Here is a 15,494-nt window from a genome sequence, read left to right as displayed (position 1 = left end):
GTTTATTGCGACCACTCCGGTTTCGACGCTGAAAACGTGAAGCAGTTCACGTTTTTTTAACGCGTCTCACATATACATTCCGCCGTTTACTTTTAGTGTTTCGCCTGTAATATACGAAGCATGGTCCGAAAGCAGAAAAGCGACTGCTTCGGCTACTTCTCTGGGTTCGCCGAATCTTCCCATCGGTATCTTTGCGGTAAAGGCATCTTTGATCTCTTCTTTGAGAACATCGGTCATTTCCGTAGCGATGAACCCCGGTGTTACAGTATTGTACCGGATATTGCGCGGTGCAGCTTCCTGTGCAAAGCTCTTGGTCATTGCAATAGTGCCGCCTTTGCTTGCGGAATAGTTCGTTTGACCCGCATTTCCTGTTTCACCTACAATAGAAGCAATGTTCACGACAGAGCCAAAACGCTTTTTTCCCATTACTTTGACCGCTTCACGGCACCCGATAAAAGTCGATTTCAGATTTGCTTCGATCACTGACATGAAATCTTCTGTTTTCATACGCATAGCCAGTTTGTCATTGGTGATACCTGCATTGTTGACAAGGTAGGAAAGCTCTCCGTCCTCCGCGACAATACTCTTTACCGCTGCTACAAAGGCTTCTTCATTGCTAACATCAAAGCCGATGGTCTCTGCTTTGCCGCCTGCCGCCTCGATCTCTGCTTTGACCGTATCAGCCTCAGCTGTACCGCTTCTGAAGTTGACCCACACTTTGAGTCCCATCCCCGCCAGTGTTTTGGCGATTTGCGCTCCAATACCTCTGCTGGCACCTGTGACCAGCACATTGTTTCCTGAAAATTTCATTCCTACCCCTTCTTCATTATTTAATCTAAATTAAAAAGCCCAACTTCCCCAAACAGATACAGCTGAAACTTTTGCTTCTTTCTCTGTTCCTAACACTCAAACAGTTTGTTTTTAATCTGTTCAAATATACGGTAATCCTCATCGCTGATCTCATCGGAATAAATAATATGATTGATCTGCTCAAGCAGGTGAAACTTTGAAATCCTGTCATCACAAAGTGCCTGATTGATGATCCCAATATGTTTATCAAGGTCATATTCTTTATCCATGATCTCATACAGAAATGCTCTTGCCTCTTCCTCTGTACAGTCAAAATCCTGCCCCATGATCTCACAGAAAAGCGGTGCTTCTTCTTCTACATTCCGGTTATCCACTTTAATAATGTGTGCCAGCAGTGTCCCTACGGACTCTTTGATCTTCTTTTCCATATCCGTCTCCTTTTTCATGAAGCAAGGCTGTGACAGAACACTTCAGGCACATGCTTCATACATAGTTCAATATCTATTGTACCAAAATATCTGTCCACTATGCAATCAGCGGTTCATCCATTTCAGGCGGTATTTCAAGCCCCATAATTTTCAGTACTGTAGGCGCAATATTGTTCAAGCCGCCCTCTTTGACCTCTTTGACTCCGTCTGCAAGGACAAAACACCATACTTCACCGACAGTATGGTTGGTCAGGACATGCCCTTGGATATCACACATCTCCTCACAGTTCCCATGGTCACTCGTCAACACAATGGCATACCCGTCCGCTTTGGCTTTTTCAATGATCTTCCCAAGTTCCGTATCAACCGCTTCAACCGCCTGGCGTGCCGCATCAAAATTGCCGGTGTGCCCGACCATATCCCCGTTGGCAAAATTGACGACGATGAACTCATACTCTTCATCCATCGCGGTACGTACAGCCTCGCCCACCTGCGGTGCAGACATTTCCGGCTGCATATCATACGTTTTAACATCCGGGCTGGGAATAAGCACCCGGCTCTCTCCTATCATCGGTTCTTCCACACCGCCGTTCAAAAAGAAAGTGACATGAGCGTATTTCTCAGTCTCTGCGGTATGAAGCTGCCGATGTCCGGAAGCAGAGATCACATCGGCAAGCGTATTTTTCGGTGCCTCTTTGGGAAAAAGGACCGGGTAGTTGAATGTAGCGTCATACTGTGTCATCGTTGCAATATGCAGCGGGATCTGCTTTCGTTCAAATGCATCAAAACTGCTTTCGCCCAGTGCTGCGGTGATCTCACGTACCCTGTCCGAACGAAAATTGGTCATGATAACGCTATCGCCTTCATGCATACCGTCAAATCCTTCAAATGCTACAGGTTCGATAAATTCATCCGTCTCGCCTTTGGCATAACTTGCCTCTACATAAGCTTCAGGGGAAAGTGTTGTCGTCGGATGTGCCTCTGCAATGGCCCGATACCCTTTTTCTATTCTTTCCCATCGATTGTCACGATCCATCGTATAGAAACGTCCCCCGAGTGTCGCAATGGAAATATTTTCATCACAGATGGCTTCGATCTGTTTCAAATAGGTTTTTGCCGAAGTGGGGCTGACATCTCTTCCGTCTGTAATAAGATGCAGAAATACCTGTTTGCCTCTGTTTTTGGCCAACTTGGCCAAACCAATCGTATGTTCGATGTGTGAATGTACCCCGCCGTCACTCATAAGCCCGATAAAGTGCACCCGTCCGCTCTGTTCCAGTGTCTCTGCAAGCACCTGGTTTTCTTCAATACTTTTCTCTTCAAGTGCCAGTGAGATCTTGACAAGATCCTGATACAAAATACGACCCGAACCGATCGTCATATGTCCCACTTCAGAGTTCCCCATCTGGCCTTCAGGCAATCCGACACTCAAGCCATGTGTCGAGATCAATGCATGCGGTGCGGTTTTAAAAAGCTTATCATACGTAGGCTTTCTCGCCGCATCAAAAGCATTGCAGCTGCCCTGTGCTTTATACCCGATACCGTCTGTAATAATCAAGATCGTTTTTTGTATATCCATAGCTGTCTCTTTTTTATTGAAATCATAGTAAAATAAGCTTGTTTAAACCTAAAATGAAAGTTGCCCATGCTATATGAACTGAACAATCTTCTACACATGCACCTTTTCGGATACATCTCCGTACGTGCAGGACTCGCTTTTCTCCTGGCCTTTTTGCTGGTCCTGATACTGATGCCGAAATATCTTGTCTGGGCTATCTCAAAAAATGCCAGTCAGCCCATCAGCAAATATGTGACAGCCCATGCGAACAAGGGACATACTCCGACCATGGGCGGTGCAGTATTTCTGACGGCCACATTCATTGCAGCTTTGATTGTGATCGACCTTGAAAACCCTTATGTCTGGGGCGGGTTCATTACCCTGCTTGGCTTCGGACTGGTCGGGTTTAAAGATGACATAGGCAAGATCCTTGCCGGTGACAACCTCGAAGGACTGACACCGCGGGGGAAAATGGGACTGCAGGTGATCGTTGCCCTGCTCTCTACCGGTCTGCTTCTCTATATAGGTTTCCCGACAGAACTCTATATACCTTTTCTCAAAACACCGCTTTTTGACATGGGCTACTTTGCCCTGCCTTTCTGGATTTTGATGTTCCTTGCCACAACCAATGCCGTCAACCTCACTGACGGACTGGATGGACTGGCTACCGTTCCCTCCATCATATCACTTGTCTCTCTGGGACTTATCGTATATGTCACAGGACATGCCGTGTTCAGCCACTATCTGCTTGTACCCCATATCAAAGGTGTAGGAGAAGTTATGGTGCTTGCATCAGCTCTTGCCGGTGCACTGATGGGCTTTCTCTGGTACAACTGCTATCCTGCCGAAATATTCATGGGAGATACAGGCAGCCTCTCCATCGGCGGTTTTCTGGCTTACCTTGCCATACTCGGCAAAAGTGAAATACTTCTACTGCTCATTGGTTTCGTTTTTGTCATGGAAACGGTTTCGGTGATCCTTCAAGTAGGCAGTTACAAAATCCGTAAAAAGCGTATTTTCCGCATGGCCCCGCTGCATCATCACTTCGAACTCAAAGAATGGGCAGAAAACAAGATCATCATCCGTTTCTGGATGATTGCCTTCATTACCAATGTGCTTGCACTTATTTCATTCAAATTCAGATAAAGCTGACAGAGGATCATACCCATGGGCACAAAACAGTTAAAACCGGTTTTATTCGGCTACGGCCTGACCACAAGAGCCATTGCAAGACAGCTCGGGGAAGGGTGTATTTTCTTCGATGACAAGTGTAACGAGCCCTATACCGATAATAAGGGAAACCGTATTTACCCTTCCTCCATGTTCGATCCGGACAAAAGTCAACTCGAAGTGACAACACCAAGCCTGAAACCGGATCATCCTCTCCTCCAAAAAGCCAAGCATGTATTAAGTGAATATGATTATTTTTTGGGAAATAAACCTCTACTCTGCCCCCCGACAGTACCAATCATACAGAACACTGACGATGGTGACGTGAGGACACAGCACCCTGCGATGGAAGCATCACGTGAAAGGAAAACGCCTTTCACGATCTGGATTTCCGGCACCAACGGAAAAACAACGACCACACAAATGCTTACCCACCTTTTGGAAAAACGCGGCGCAGTCAGCGGGGGTAACATAGGCACACCGCTGGCAGAACTTGACCCGGATGCGCCTCTCTGGGTACTGGAAACCAGTTCTTTTACCCTGCACCACACTCAAACAGCCTCACCAAATATCTACCTGCTTTTGCCTATTACGCCTGACCATCTTGACTGGCACGGTACCCCGGAAGCCTATGAAGCAGACAAGCTCAAACCGTTGATTACCATGAAAGAGGGTGAACTGGCTCTGGTACCCAAAGGCTTGAATCTGCCCCGTACCCATGCCTATGTCGTAGAGTACGACAGCAATGACTTTCTTTGCCGCTACTTCGATCTTGATGCAGCACAACTCAACTACAGGGGTGCCTTTTTGCAGGATGCCCTGCTCTCTCTGTCCATTACCAGAGTCCTCTTTGATGAAACAGACTATACGCTGCTCAATACCTTCAAGCGCGATGCCCATCGTCAGGAAGAGATCTATGACAGCAGGAACCGGCTCTGGGTCAATGATTCCAAAGCGACCAACCTCGATGCTGCCATACAGGCAATCAAAGGCTACAGCGACCAATACATTCATCTCATTCTGGGCGGAGACGACAAGGGAGTCGACCTTACACCTCTTTTTGAACTTTTACAGCCGTTAAAGCTTACATTATATAGCATTGGTGCCAACAGTGAAAAACTCAAAGCACTTTCAGAGCAGTTCAACATTGATCTGAAAGAAGCAGTTACACTGGACAATGCCGTCCGGCTTATAGATAAGGTCCACACACAAAAGAGTGTTGCCCTGCTTTCTCCAGCTGCCGCAAGTTTTGACCAGTTCAAATCATACAGGCACAGGGGAGAGACATTTGTTTCTCTCGTAAATGCACTGTAGCGTCAAAGAGGAAGATAATGCTTTCACTTTTAAAAAATAAAAAAATATCAAATCTTCCGGAAACTCAATAATATTTAAGTTTACATAGCTATAATTTCATCCACTTCAGAACAACAGTGGCTCTGTAGCTCAGTCGGTAGAGCAAAGGATTGAAAATCCTTGTGTCGGCGGTTCGATTCCGTCCAGCGCCACCATCCGTTAACTTCCCAAATTATAAACTTTCACGATACTTATTTTCCGATTGACCCATCCCTAATCAAATAGGTACGGAAATAGAATTGGCGTTTTAAATCATTGGTACTTGTCCAGACAGTAAAATCTGCCATCATATTGCCGTATTCATCTTTTTGATGTTCTCTCGCAGAACCTTTAGGTATATCAAAATTGTTGAGAATACAGAAGGCTTCGATCACGGAATCATACCTGGTCTTCTGGAGAAGGAAATATACTTACACAAAACAACAGCATACAAAACTATACTCCTGAAACCAATAATACCATTCAACTGATCGCTTTTTATAGCTTTAAAAATAGTATCAAAAACTTGATCTATATCAATAACATTAAAGTTTTGTTATGATATTATTAACCTATCATTAATATAAGGAGTATTACAATGAAAAAAACACTATTACTTTCCGTAGTGGCATCTACCATGATGATGGCGGGTGGAGATATCGAGCCTGTAGCGACAGCGCCCGTAGTAGAGGATTTCCTCATTTTTAGCAATATTACAGCAAATGGCGAGATTCGTCCAAGATACGAATATGTCAATGTTGACAATACAAGAGACGATGCCAATGCATTTACTTCAAGAGTAGCATTGGGACTCCATGCTGACCTCTTCCAGATCGAAGGTCTTTCAACTTACTTGGAAGCAACATCTGTAATTGGTGCAGGTGACTATGACAGTTTGAGAGTAGATGACTCCAAAGAATATCAAGTCGTTGCAGATCCTAATCAGACACGTATTACGCAAGCATACGTAGATTATAAGTTCAGTGATACACTTATCCGTGCCGGTCGCCAGGGTGTCAACCTTGACAACCAAAGATTTATCGGTACAGTCAACTGGCGTCAAATGCCTCAAACTTATGATGCAGTAGCCGTTATCAACAACTCTGTTGAAAACCTCAATCTACTTGCAGCATATGTTTGGCAGGTCAATCGTATTTTTGACAAAGACTCCAGAAAAGTGGCACCTGTAATAGGAATCACCAGAGGAGACCAGCTTGAAACAAATTCTGTACTTTTACATGCAGCATATACATTTATGCCTGAATTGACAGTAACAGGATACGGTTATTTGATTCAGGATATCTCAGATACATGGGGTATTGCTGCAACAGGTAAATTCAATGTAGGTGAAGCTTCAAAAATTGCTTACCGTGCAGAATATGCACACCAGGCAGATCCGTCTATTACAGATTATCTTCCGGATGCGACTGCTGATGCTGACTACTATAACATCCAGGCAACACTCAACATGAGTGGTTTCCTTGCAGGTGCAAGATATGAAGTACTTGGTGCAGGAAATAACAACAATGGTTCATTCCAGACACCACTTGCTACATTGCATGGACAAAACGGATGGGCAGATATGTTTCTTGCTACACCGGCAGACGGACTTGTAGATGTAAACGGTATGCTCGGATACAAATCTGCAGGTTTCGGTGTTGCAAAAGTAGTTTATCATGATTTCTCAAGCGATACTGGAAGTACTGATTATGGTACGGAAGTTGATGCACTTTATAAAAATAAAGTTCCTGGGGTTAAAGGTCTTACTGGTATGCTGAAAGCAGCATGGTACAGTGCAGATAATTATGCAGCCGATACAACTAAAGTATGGGCAATGCTTGATTATAAATTTTAATCACCATGCACCTCTCCTCTGAGAGGTGTGCTTTTTTCCCTACTCTTTTCTCCGTTTATGTTATACTTCTATCAATAAATTACTATTTTACAACTAATATCTATAAAAATTAAAATTCAATACAGTGGGATACTTTAATGCCAAATACCAAAAAACTACACCTTGTCAGCCTTGGCTGTACCAAAAACCTTGTCGACAGCGAAGTCATGCTGGGGCGGCTTAAAGATTATGAGATCACCGATGACAACACTCAGGCTGATGTCATCATTGTCAATACCTGCGGTTTCATTGATGCGGCAAAAGAAGAGAGTATCAACACGGTACTTACCCTGCATGATGAACGCAAAAAAGATTCCATTCTTGTCATGAGCGGTTGTCTTTCGGAGCGATACAAAGAAGAACTTCAGCAGGATATGCCGGAGATCGATATCTTCACCGGCGTGGGTGACTATGAAAAGATAGATGAACTCATCGCTTCCAAGCAGAGTACTTTTTCTCCGGAAGTCTATCTTGCCACAGAGACATCCGGCCGTGTCATTACCGGATCGAACTACCATGCCTATATCAAGATCGCCGAAGGGTGCAACCAGAGTTGCTCGTTCTGTGCCATTCCAAGTTTTAAAGGCAAACTGCATTCACGTTCACTCTCTTCCATAGAGAAAGAAGTACAAATACTTGCCCGGCAGGGCTTCTATGACTTCTCTTTCATCTCCCAGGACTCTTCAAGCTACGGAAGGGACATGGGCCTGAATGACGGGCTTATAGACCTCATCAAAGCAATTGAAGCCATTGAGGGTGTACGCTCGGCACGCATCCTGTACCTTTACCCAAGCACGACCACTTTTGAACTCATAGATGCTATTTCCGATTCAAATGTCTTTCAGACCTATTATGACATGCCTATTCAACACATTGACGATGCCGTGCTTAAAACGATGAAACGCGGTTTTGGCGAACAAAAGACCATTACACTGCTTGAACACATGAAAAGCAAACCTGATGCTTTCCTGCGAACTTCGGTAATAGCAGGGCATCCGGGAGAAAGCATAGAAAGCTTTGAAAAACTCTGTCATTTCATGGAGGAGTTCAGTTTCGACAGATTCAACACTTTCCACTATTCCAACGAAGAAACGACCGCGGCATACCACATGGAACAGATCCCGCAGGAAGTCATCAATGAAAGGGCCGAGATACTTGGAGAGATTGCAGAAAGATCTACACTGCGGTCACTTGAAAAAATGACAGGAAAGACAGTCAATCTCGTTATCGACGGAGAAAGCGACGAACATGAGTATCTTCTCTCTGCCAGACCACTCCAATGGGCAGTGGATATCGATGGAGAAATCCTCATTAACGATACTTCTGACCTTCCCGTGACGTATGGAAAAGTGTATGAGGCGAAAGTGACCGAGCGTGTCGGGATGCAATTACTTGCAACCCTTCTCTCGCCAGCTTCCTAAGAATATGCTATAATTCTTTTAAAAAGGAAAAAAGGTCTTCATTATGATCACACAAAGTGATATTTTATCTTATCTTGCAGCACACAAAGATGAGTTCCTACATCGCTTCGGTATCACAAGAATTGGGCTTTTTGGTTCCTTCAGCCGGGGTACACCTAATGATAATAGTGATATTGATATCCTGATCGAACTGCGAAATGGTGTTGAGGATATTTACAGAAAAAAACAGCAGTTTAGACAAATGCTTGAAACATATTTCCAACGCAATGTAGATATTGCCAGAGAAAAATATCTCTCTGATCTGGCAAGGAAAACCATTGAAGATGATGTGATCTATGTCTAAAGATGAACTATCCCTTTATACTATTATTGAATCCATAGATACAATTCTACTCTATTCCAGATCAAGCCAGAATGCCGATGATTTTTATCATGACAGAAAGAGCTTTGATGCTGAAGAAATCTGGGATATCATCGAAAACCATTTGCCTGTACTCAAAACCAATATCCAGTCTCTTTTATAATATGCCTGCCCAATCGAATGCTTTAGCTTTGGATGGTGTCGAATTACTTCGACATGCAAAAAACTTATTGGCTTTTTCCGGTGGTATTGACTCATCAGCACTTTTCTTTTTGCTTTTGGAGTACGAAATAAATTTTGATATTGCCATCATCGATTACGGTATCAGACAGCAGAGCGGAGAAGAGGTCAAGCACGCCAAAGCACTGGCAAAGCAATACGACCTTGCCTGCTATACAGCTACTGCACCAAAGTTCACCTCTCATTTTGAAGCCCATGCACGAGAATTCCGTTATGATTTTTTTGATTCGCTTATGGAAGTGCACGGCTATGACAACCTTTTGACCGCACATCAGCTCAATGACCAGCTGGAATGGTTCCTCATGCGCTTGACCAAAGGTGCGGGCCTTGCAGAACTCATAGGACTTGAACCTGTCAGCCGGCGGGGAAATTATACTCTGGTACGGCCTCTTTTGCAGTACAGCAAAGAAGAGTTGACCGCCTACCTTGAAAGCACCGGCCACCCCTATTTTATAGATGAAAGCAATACAGATGAAAAATATGAACGGAACCGTTTCAGGAAACATTTTTCAGACCCGTTGATGGCTGAATTCAAACAAGGTATCAGCCGGAGTTTCAACTACCTTCGAGAAGACAAAAAAATACTTGCAAAAGGTTTTTCAATCCTTCATGCTGAAAAAGAACTGCATATTCTGCAATTACATACCCTGGCAAGCAGGACAAGAGCGATAGACCTTGCACTGAAAAAATCAGGATACCTTCTCTCTGCCGCCCAGAGAAAAGAAACAGAAAAAGAAACTTCTCTCGTTATCGGCGGAGAATGGGCCATAGAAATACAGAATGATCTGCTGTATATTGCACCCTATGTGACGGCATCTATGCCAAAGAAATTCAGGGAAGCGTGCCGGGTATTGAAAATACCTCCAAAAATAAGGGCTTATCTATTCCAAGAGCATATCGATCCACATAACCTGCCCGCGCAGGGTGAATAACCACGCACCACATCATAAAATACGCATAAAATAAAGGGCACCTCTAATCCTCCCTCGTCCATTTTCCCTCTGCAAGCGGATGGGAGCGCATATATTCCTGCATTTTCCTAGCCGAACCCAGTTTTGTATACACCTGTGTGGTGGCCATTGTCTCGTGTCCAAGCAGTTCACTGACATCGGCAATACGCGCACCATGATTGAGCAGGTGTGTGGCAAATGAATGGCGTAACTGGTGCGGGGTTGCTTTCATTCCTGAAGCCTTGAAAAGTTTAGTCAGTTTGTAACGCAGCTGGGCACTGTTCATGGGGGCGTTCCCTTTTTCAAACAGATATTTTCTCGGCTGCATCTGTGCTCTATAGCTTTTCAGCAATACCTGAAGCGGCTTAATCAGAGGCAGTTCACGTACCTTGTTGCCTTTTCCGTGTATTTGTATCCATTCCTCTTTTATGTCTTCAAGCTTCAGTCCGCTCAGTTCAGAAATACGGAGCCCCAGCCCGTAAAGCATGCTGATCAGCAGTTTTTCTTCCATCGTGGCTGTGGCCAATACTTCCTCTATATACTTTTCTTCAATAGGTTTTGGAAGGCTCTGGGGTACCCTTATGGACTCATCTGCGATCAATGTGATGGTCAAATGACACTGATCTTCAAGATATTTGACCAAAGAACGTACAGCCGAAAGCTTTTTGACAATCGTTTTTTTACTGTTCTTGACAATGCTGAAACGAAAAGGGGTTATATCCAGTACCCATCTCTCTTCTTCTTCATAAAAAGGGCTCACTTCTGCCATTTGACGCAGGGCGATCTCATATGTTTCGACAGAAAGTGCAGAGTAACCGCGGACATCAAGAAGATAATCAAGAAATGCCTCGATATAGGTTTCAAGTTTTTCAGTATCCATCAGTCATTCCTCATTTTCTTCGCGTTTGTTGAATGTTCCTACCCTGCATGAAGAAGACAGTTTATCATAAAATTGTGTGTTCCAGCATTTTCTCCGACAAATAGGCTTTTGCTTCATCAAATGCCATGCCCTCCAGACTGACACTCTGCAAATAGAAATCAACCTGTGTAAAAGGTTTGGGAATGACAAACCTGTCCCAGCTTTTCAGCTGCCAGTAATGCTCTGCCGTGAAATTCATAATAAAAACAGGCAAATCACTTTTAAGGGCAATACCTACTGCTCCGTCACTCATCGTGTGCCTCGGCCCCCGGGGACCGTCCGGAGTAATCAGCACTTCCTCCCCCTGCCTGATACTTTTGAAAGCCTGCAGGAGTACCTGTCTTGCACCCTTTTTACTGGAACCCCTTAATGGTCTTATGCGCAAAAGCTGTAATGTCCCCGCAATAAGAGAACCGTCAAAATGGGCAGATATAATAGCCGATGCACGCTGTTTTCTATGTATTTTCCTATAAGCCTGCGTACTCATAAAAAGTTCCCCGTGCCAGCAGACGCATACGTGTTGTGCCTCACTGACAGGAGAGATAAAATGGAATTTTTTAAAAGTCGTGAACCAAATGATACGCATGAGCAGATAGACAAGAGGCGGCACAGCGATTTTGGCCACTTCCCTCCAAAAATCTTTCATACTGCTCAGACCACTTCCCCGTCAAGCGCACCGCGGGAAGTTTTTGTAATTCTGACATCAGCAATCTTTCCAAGCAGTTCTTCACTGCCTTGGACAAATATCAGTTTTCCGTCATCACTGCGCCCGGCAACACGTCCGTTAGGCTTGAGTTCATCGAAATAGACCCTGTGCACCTTCCCCTTCTGCGCATCCATGACCTCATCGAGTATCTCTGTATGTCGCGACTGCAGTTTTGTCAGCCGTTCACCTGCGATACTGCTGTCGATCTGTTTTTCAAAAACTGCGGCTTCCGTATGGGGACGGGGAGAATACTTGAAAGAGAACAGCTGCTCAAAACGTACTTTTTCCAATACATCCATTGTATCTTCAAAATCCTGCTCGCTCTCTCCGGGAAATCCGACAATAATATCGGTTGAAATAGTCGCTTCCGGACAGAGTGTACGTATCTTCTCGCATCGGTTGAGAAAATTCTCTTTGGTATAGCCGCGTTTCATTGCTTTCAGAAGTGATGTCGAACCACTCTGCAAAGGTACATGTATCTGTTTGCAGATCTTCGGATTGGAAGCGAACTCTTCGAGAAAAGCATCATCCATATGCAGCGGATGGGGAGAAGTGAACCGGATACGCTCCAAACCTTCGATAGTTGATATTTTTTGAAGCAGTCCGGTGAAATCGATCTTCTCTTCAAGGGCACCGAAACGTCTGCCGTAATTGTTCACGTTCTGCCCCAGAAGCATCACTTCTTTTGCACCGCCTGCCACTGCCTTGCTAATTTCCTGCACCAACAGGTCGCTGGGTATGGATATTTCATCTCCTCTGGTCGCCGGCACAATACAGAAAGTACATGACTTGTCGCATCCAATGGAAATATTGACCATAGCCTTAAAGGGATTGCTCCTGTATTCCCCGAATGCATAAGTACTTTCATCATAATCCGTATTGATTTCAACAGCATGTTTTTTGTCAATGACGTCACTGATCTTTGAAACATTTCTCGCACCTATGACAAAATCCACCGACGGTGCTCTTTTAATGATCTCTTTTCCCAAATGGCTTGCCGTACATCCGGCAACGCCTATCTTGGCCCCGGGCTTTTTATGTTTGTTGAATACCCCGATCTCCGAAAAGAGCTTGGCAACAGGTTTTTCTCTGACCGAGCAGGTATTGATAATAATCAGGTCAGCTTCCTCAAGATGGTCTGTAAGTTCGTAGGATTCTTTCTGATTGAGTTCAGCGATCATATGCTCGCTGTCCCGGACATTCATTGCACATCCGAGTGTTTCTATAAATAGTTTTTTCATAATGTAGGTGGGTAGAAAATGTGGCAGTAAAGTAGAAAAATGGTTAAAATATGCACTCTACGCAGCTGCGCACAATGTGCTACCTGCTCTCCTTAGGCAATGATATGGACTTCATAGATAAATTCATTGTCATCAAGGCCGTATTTTACTTCACGCATATAGACTGAATAGCCTTTTTCTTCGAAATACTCGATAAGCGCCTTGAGCTCTTTGTGTGAATTGTCTTTGTCAAAATAAAATATCGATCTGCTTGCTAGTTCCTCTTCCAGTTTTTTCAACTCGATGGTTTTAGGTTTTGCTTTAAGTGTTGTTCTAGCAAGTTTCAGTTTCATTTCTCTATACCTTTTGTGTTATTATTCTTGTTCGTGACATCAATTTCATTTATTATACTTTATTTTCAGTAAAGGTTAGATGAGATATAATTCTATTCTTCAAAAACACTGCTCCCCATGATGTTCTTAACACTGTTATGTTACCTCTTGTAGCGGTCAAACTGAAACTACACTAAGGAAAAAAAAGATGGAAAAGATATTAGATATTATAGAAGCAATCGCCCATGAAAAAAATATTTCAAGAGAGCATGCGATCGAAGCCTTCAAAGAGGCATTGACAAACACTGCCAAAAAACTGACAAGCTTTACAAGCAATTTTGAAGTCACCATAGATAATGATACCAAAACCTATTCGATACACAAAGTCATTACCGTCGTAGCGGATGATGATGAACAGCTTTATGTCGAAGTCGGCAAAGACGATCATAAAGAAAAGATACTCTCCGATGCTTTCATGCCGCTTTCCGAAGCAAAAGAGTTTGATGATTCCCTTGAGATCGGGGACAAACTGACAGAAGAATTTATCCTTGAGGAGCATGGAAGAACAGCGTCCGCCAATCTTTTCAGGGAACTTGAATACCATATCCAAAGACGTATAGAGCAAGATCTTTTTGAAAAATACAGGGAAAAAGTAGGATCGGTTATGCTCGGAACTGTCAACCGCATTGATGCAGATGACAATACCCATGTCGAAATCGGTGAGCTGAAAGGCATTTTAACTTTGAGAAACCGTATCAAGGGTGAAAAATTTAAACGCGGAGACACCATCAGAGCACTGCTCCGTTATGTCAGTGTTGACCCGCAGTACGGCCTTTTTCTGGAATTGACAAGAACTTCACCCAAGTTTCTTGAAGCATTGATGGCAAGCGAAGTACCTGAAATAGCAGATGGTGTTGTCGAGATCGTCAATGCAGCGAGGATTCCCGGGGAAAGAGCCAAGATCGCTCTGAAAACAGACCAGATGAATGTAGACCCGATCGGTGCGGCTGTCGGTGTCAAAGGCGTGCGTATCAATGCGGTCAGCGAAGAGCTCAACGGTGAAAACATTGACTGTATCGAATATTCTCCGATCCCGGAGATATTCATCACAAGGGCGCTCAGTCCTGCGATCACACAGAGCATCAAGGTAGACCAGGAAGAGAAAAAAGCAGTCATAAACATTACGGGAGACCAGAAAGCCAAAGCTATCGGGAAAAGCGGGATCAATATCCGTCTTGCATCCATGCTGACAGGCTATACCATAGAGCTTAATGAAGTGGAAGGTGTAACCGAGAGACAACCCGAGTCGGCAAAAGGCGGAGAAGCAGACAAAACAAAAGATACAAGTGCCTTGGCAGATCTGTTCAAGTAAGACAAAAATATTCGAGGGGTACCTCTACCACAGAAAGTACCTTGCGGCTGTGGGATCATGACCCATAAAAACCAAGATTCCGCGCACATATGATTTGTGCAGGGGCAATCCCTTATAGCCGCCCGACCAAAATCAATATATCCTACGCGAAAATCATTTGTGCAAAACTCTCCACTTCCAGAGAAGCAGAACCCACCAAAACACCATCTACACCGTCAATACTGATAATCTCTTTAATATTCGCCGGTTTGGCAGAACCGCCGTAGAGCAGCGGTCTGTCAAAATGTTTCTTCAACGCGGCATGGGTCGAGGCGATCTCTTCAACTTTGGCAGAACGTCCTGTACCGATCGCCCAGATCGGCTCATAGGCGATAATGAGTTTTTCGTAAGAAAGGTCAATCCCTTCAAACTGGGAAAGCAGATGTGTCATCACAGCCTCTTCTCCTGCTTCTCTTACTTTCAGCGCTTCCCCGATACAATATACGATTTCAAATCCCTGTGCTTTGAAGTAGGCAAATTTTTCTGCGACAAAGGACTGGCTTTCCCCAAAAATATCACGTCTTTCACTGTGGCCGACCAGAACGGTTTTTATGCCAAATTCTTCCAGCTGTTCCAGACCTGTTTCTCCGGTAAAAGCACCGTTTCTTTCCCTATAGGCATTCTGTGCCCCTACAGTAATATTTCCTGTATGCGCAGTCAATGCTGTTGCAGGAGGAAAAACCAAAACACGGTCCCCGCTGTGCATTTTGGACAATTTTGCCTCGAGTGTTTTCAGATAGGC

The 15,494-nt window shown here is 44.2% G+C and carries 16 protein-coding genes and 1 tRNA gene; 9 read left to right on the top strand and 8 right to left on the bottom strand.

The genetic code is table 11. The features are described 5' to 3' along the window. Window positions 1–66 precede the first annotated feature (66 nt). The 3 genes from fabG to gpmI form a co-directional block, all read right to left on the bottom strand. Complete coding sequence (fabG, locus tag F8L24_RS06950; protein ID WP_294953648.1) at window positions 67–810, bottom strand: 3-oxoacyl-ACP reductase FabG; 744 nt, start codon at window positions 808–810, stop codon at window positions 67–69. Window positions 811–899: 89 nt separating this feature from the next. Next, on the bottom strand, window positions 900–1,238 hold the full coding sequence (locus F8L24_RS06945; RefSeq protein ID WP_294953644.1) for a hypothetical protein: 339 nt from the start codon (window positions 1,236–1,238) through the stop codon (window positions 900–902). Window positions 1,239–1,335: 97 nt separating this feature from the next. Then, on the bottom strand, window positions 1,336–2,817 hold the full coding sequence (gpmI, locus tag F8L24_RS06940) for a 2,3-bisphosphoglycerate-independent phosphoglycerate mutase (protein WP_294953641.1): 1,482 nt from the start codon (window positions 2,815–2,817) through the stop codon (window positions 1,336–1,338). Window positions 2,818–2,883: 66 nt separating this feature from the next. On the opposite strand from gpmI, the gene mraY reads away from it, so the two are divergent. The 8 genes from mraY to tilS all read left to right on the top strand — a co-directional run bounded on the left by mraY (window position 2,884) and on the right by tilS (window position 10,146). Further along, window positions 2,884–3,942, top strand: coding sequence for a phospho-N-acetylmuramoyl-pentapeptide-transferase (gene mraY, locus F8L24_RS06935; protein WP_294953638.1), 1,059 nt, complete (start codon window positions 2,884–2,886; stop codon window positions 3,940–3,942). Window positions 3,943–3,963: 21 nt separating this feature from the next. Further along, window positions 3,964–5,280 carry a UDP-N-acetylmuramoyl-L-alanine--D-glutamate ligase gene (gene murD / locus F8L24_RS06930; protein ID WP_294953635.1) on the top strand — a complete coding sequence of 439 codons (1,317 nt, stop codon included), beginning with the start codon at window positions 3,964–3,966 and terminating at the stop codon, window positions 5,278–5,280. Between the two features lie 118 nt (window positions 5,281–5,398). Next, a tRNA-Phe gene (locus F8L24_RS06925) sits at window positions 5,399–5,474 on the top strand. A gap of 422 nt (window positions 5,475–5,896) precedes the next feature. After that, window positions 5,897–7,153 carry an alginate export family protein gene (locus tag F8L24_RS06920; RefSeq protein ID WP_294953633.1) on the top strand — a complete coding sequence of 419 codons (1,257 nt, stop codon included), beginning with the start codon at window positions 5,897–5,899 and terminating at the stop codon, window positions 7,151–7,153. 137 nt (window positions 7,154–7,290) lie between these two features. Continuing rightward, complete coding sequence (gene rimO, locus F8L24_RS06915) at window positions 7,291–8,613, top strand: 30S ribosomal protein S12 methylthiotransferase RimO (protein ID WP_294953630.1); 1,323 nt, start codon at window positions 7,291–7,293, stop codon at window positions 8,611–8,613. 43 nt (window positions 8,614–8,656) lie between these two features. Further along, complete coding sequence (locus F8L24_RS06910) at window positions 8,657–8,956, top strand: nucleotidyltransferase domain-containing protein (RefSeq protein WP_294953628.1); 300 nt, start codon at window positions 8,657–8,659, stop codon at window positions 8,954–8,956. Further along, entirely contained in the window at window positions 8,949–9,137 is a 189-nt protein-coding gene (locus F8L24_RS06905; RefSeq protein ID WP_294953626.1) for a hypothetical protein, read from the top strand. The genes F8L24_RS06910 and F8L24_RS06905 overlap by 8 nt, the downstream gene beginning before the upstream one ends. 67 nt (window positions 9,138–9,204) lie before the next feature. Next, window positions 9,205–10,146, top strand: a complete 942-nt coding sequence (tilS, locus tag F8L24_RS06900; RefSeq protein WP_294953624.1) for a tRNA lysidine(34) synthetase TilS — start codon at window positions 9,205–9,207, stop codon at window positions 10,144–10,146. A 43-nt stretch (window positions 10,147–10,189) separates the two neighbouring features. Here tilS and F8L24_RS06895 read toward each other — a convergent pair whose 3' ends face one another. The 4 genes from F8L24_RS06895 to F8L24_RS06880 all read right to left on the bottom strand — a co-directional run bounded on the left by F8L24_RS06895 (window position 10,190) and on the right by F8L24_RS06880 (window position 13,362). After that, window positions 10,190–11,044, bottom strand: coding sequence for a tyrosine-type recombinase/integrase (locus F8L24_RS06895; RefSeq protein ID WP_294953621.1), 855 nt, complete (start codon window positions 11,042–11,044; stop codon window positions 10,190–10,192). Window positions 11,045–11,108: 64 nt separating this feature from the next. Continuing rightward, window positions 11,109–11,729 (bottom strand): DUF374 domain-containing protein, encoded by a 621-nt coding sequence (locus F8L24_RS06890; RefSeq protein ID WP_294953619.1) that lies wholly within the window; start codon window positions 11,727–11,729, stop codon window positions 11,109–11,111. A gap of 5 nt (window positions 11,730–11,734) precedes the next feature. Continuing rightward, window positions 11,735–13,033: a tRNA (N6-isopentenyl adenosine(37)-C2)-methylthiotransferase MiaB gene (gene miaB, locus F8L24_RS06885; protein ID WP_294953687.1), complete on the bottom strand. Its 1,299-nt coding sequence runs from the start codon at window positions 13,031–13,033 to the stop codon at window positions 11,735–11,737. Window positions 13,034–13,122: 89 nt separating this feature from the next. Next, window positions 13,123–13,362, bottom strand: a complete 240-nt coding sequence (locus F8L24_RS06880) for an HP0268 family nuclease (protein WP_294953616.1) — start codon at window positions 13,360–13,362, stop codon at window positions 13,123–13,125. A gap of 187 nt (window positions 13,363–13,549) precedes the next feature. On the opposite strand from F8L24_RS06880, the gene nusA reads away from it, so the two are divergent. After that, the gene (nusA, locus tag F8L24_RS06875; protein ID WP_294953613.1) at window positions 13,550–14,713 is read left to right on the top strand and encodes a transcription termination factor NusA; all 1,164 of its coding nucleotides are present in this window, start codon (window positions 13,550–13,552) and stop codon (window positions 14,711–14,713) included. 142 nt (window positions 14,714–14,855) lie between these two features. On the opposite strand, the gene F8L24_RS06870 is transcribed toward nusA, so the two are convergent. Then, a partial coding sequence (locus tag F8L24_RS06870; protein WP_294953610.1) for a triose-phosphate isomerase occupies window positions 14,856–15,494 on the bottom strand: 639 nt, incomplete at its 5' end.

The organism is Sulfurovum sp. (assembly GCF_015493435.1).
Classification (GTDB): domain Bacteria; phylum Campylobacterota; class Campylobacteria; order Campylobacterales; family Sulfurovaceae; genus Sulfurovum.
Note: the sequence above shows the minus strand (reverse complement) of the source record. Positions and strands in the feature narration are given on the sequence as shown.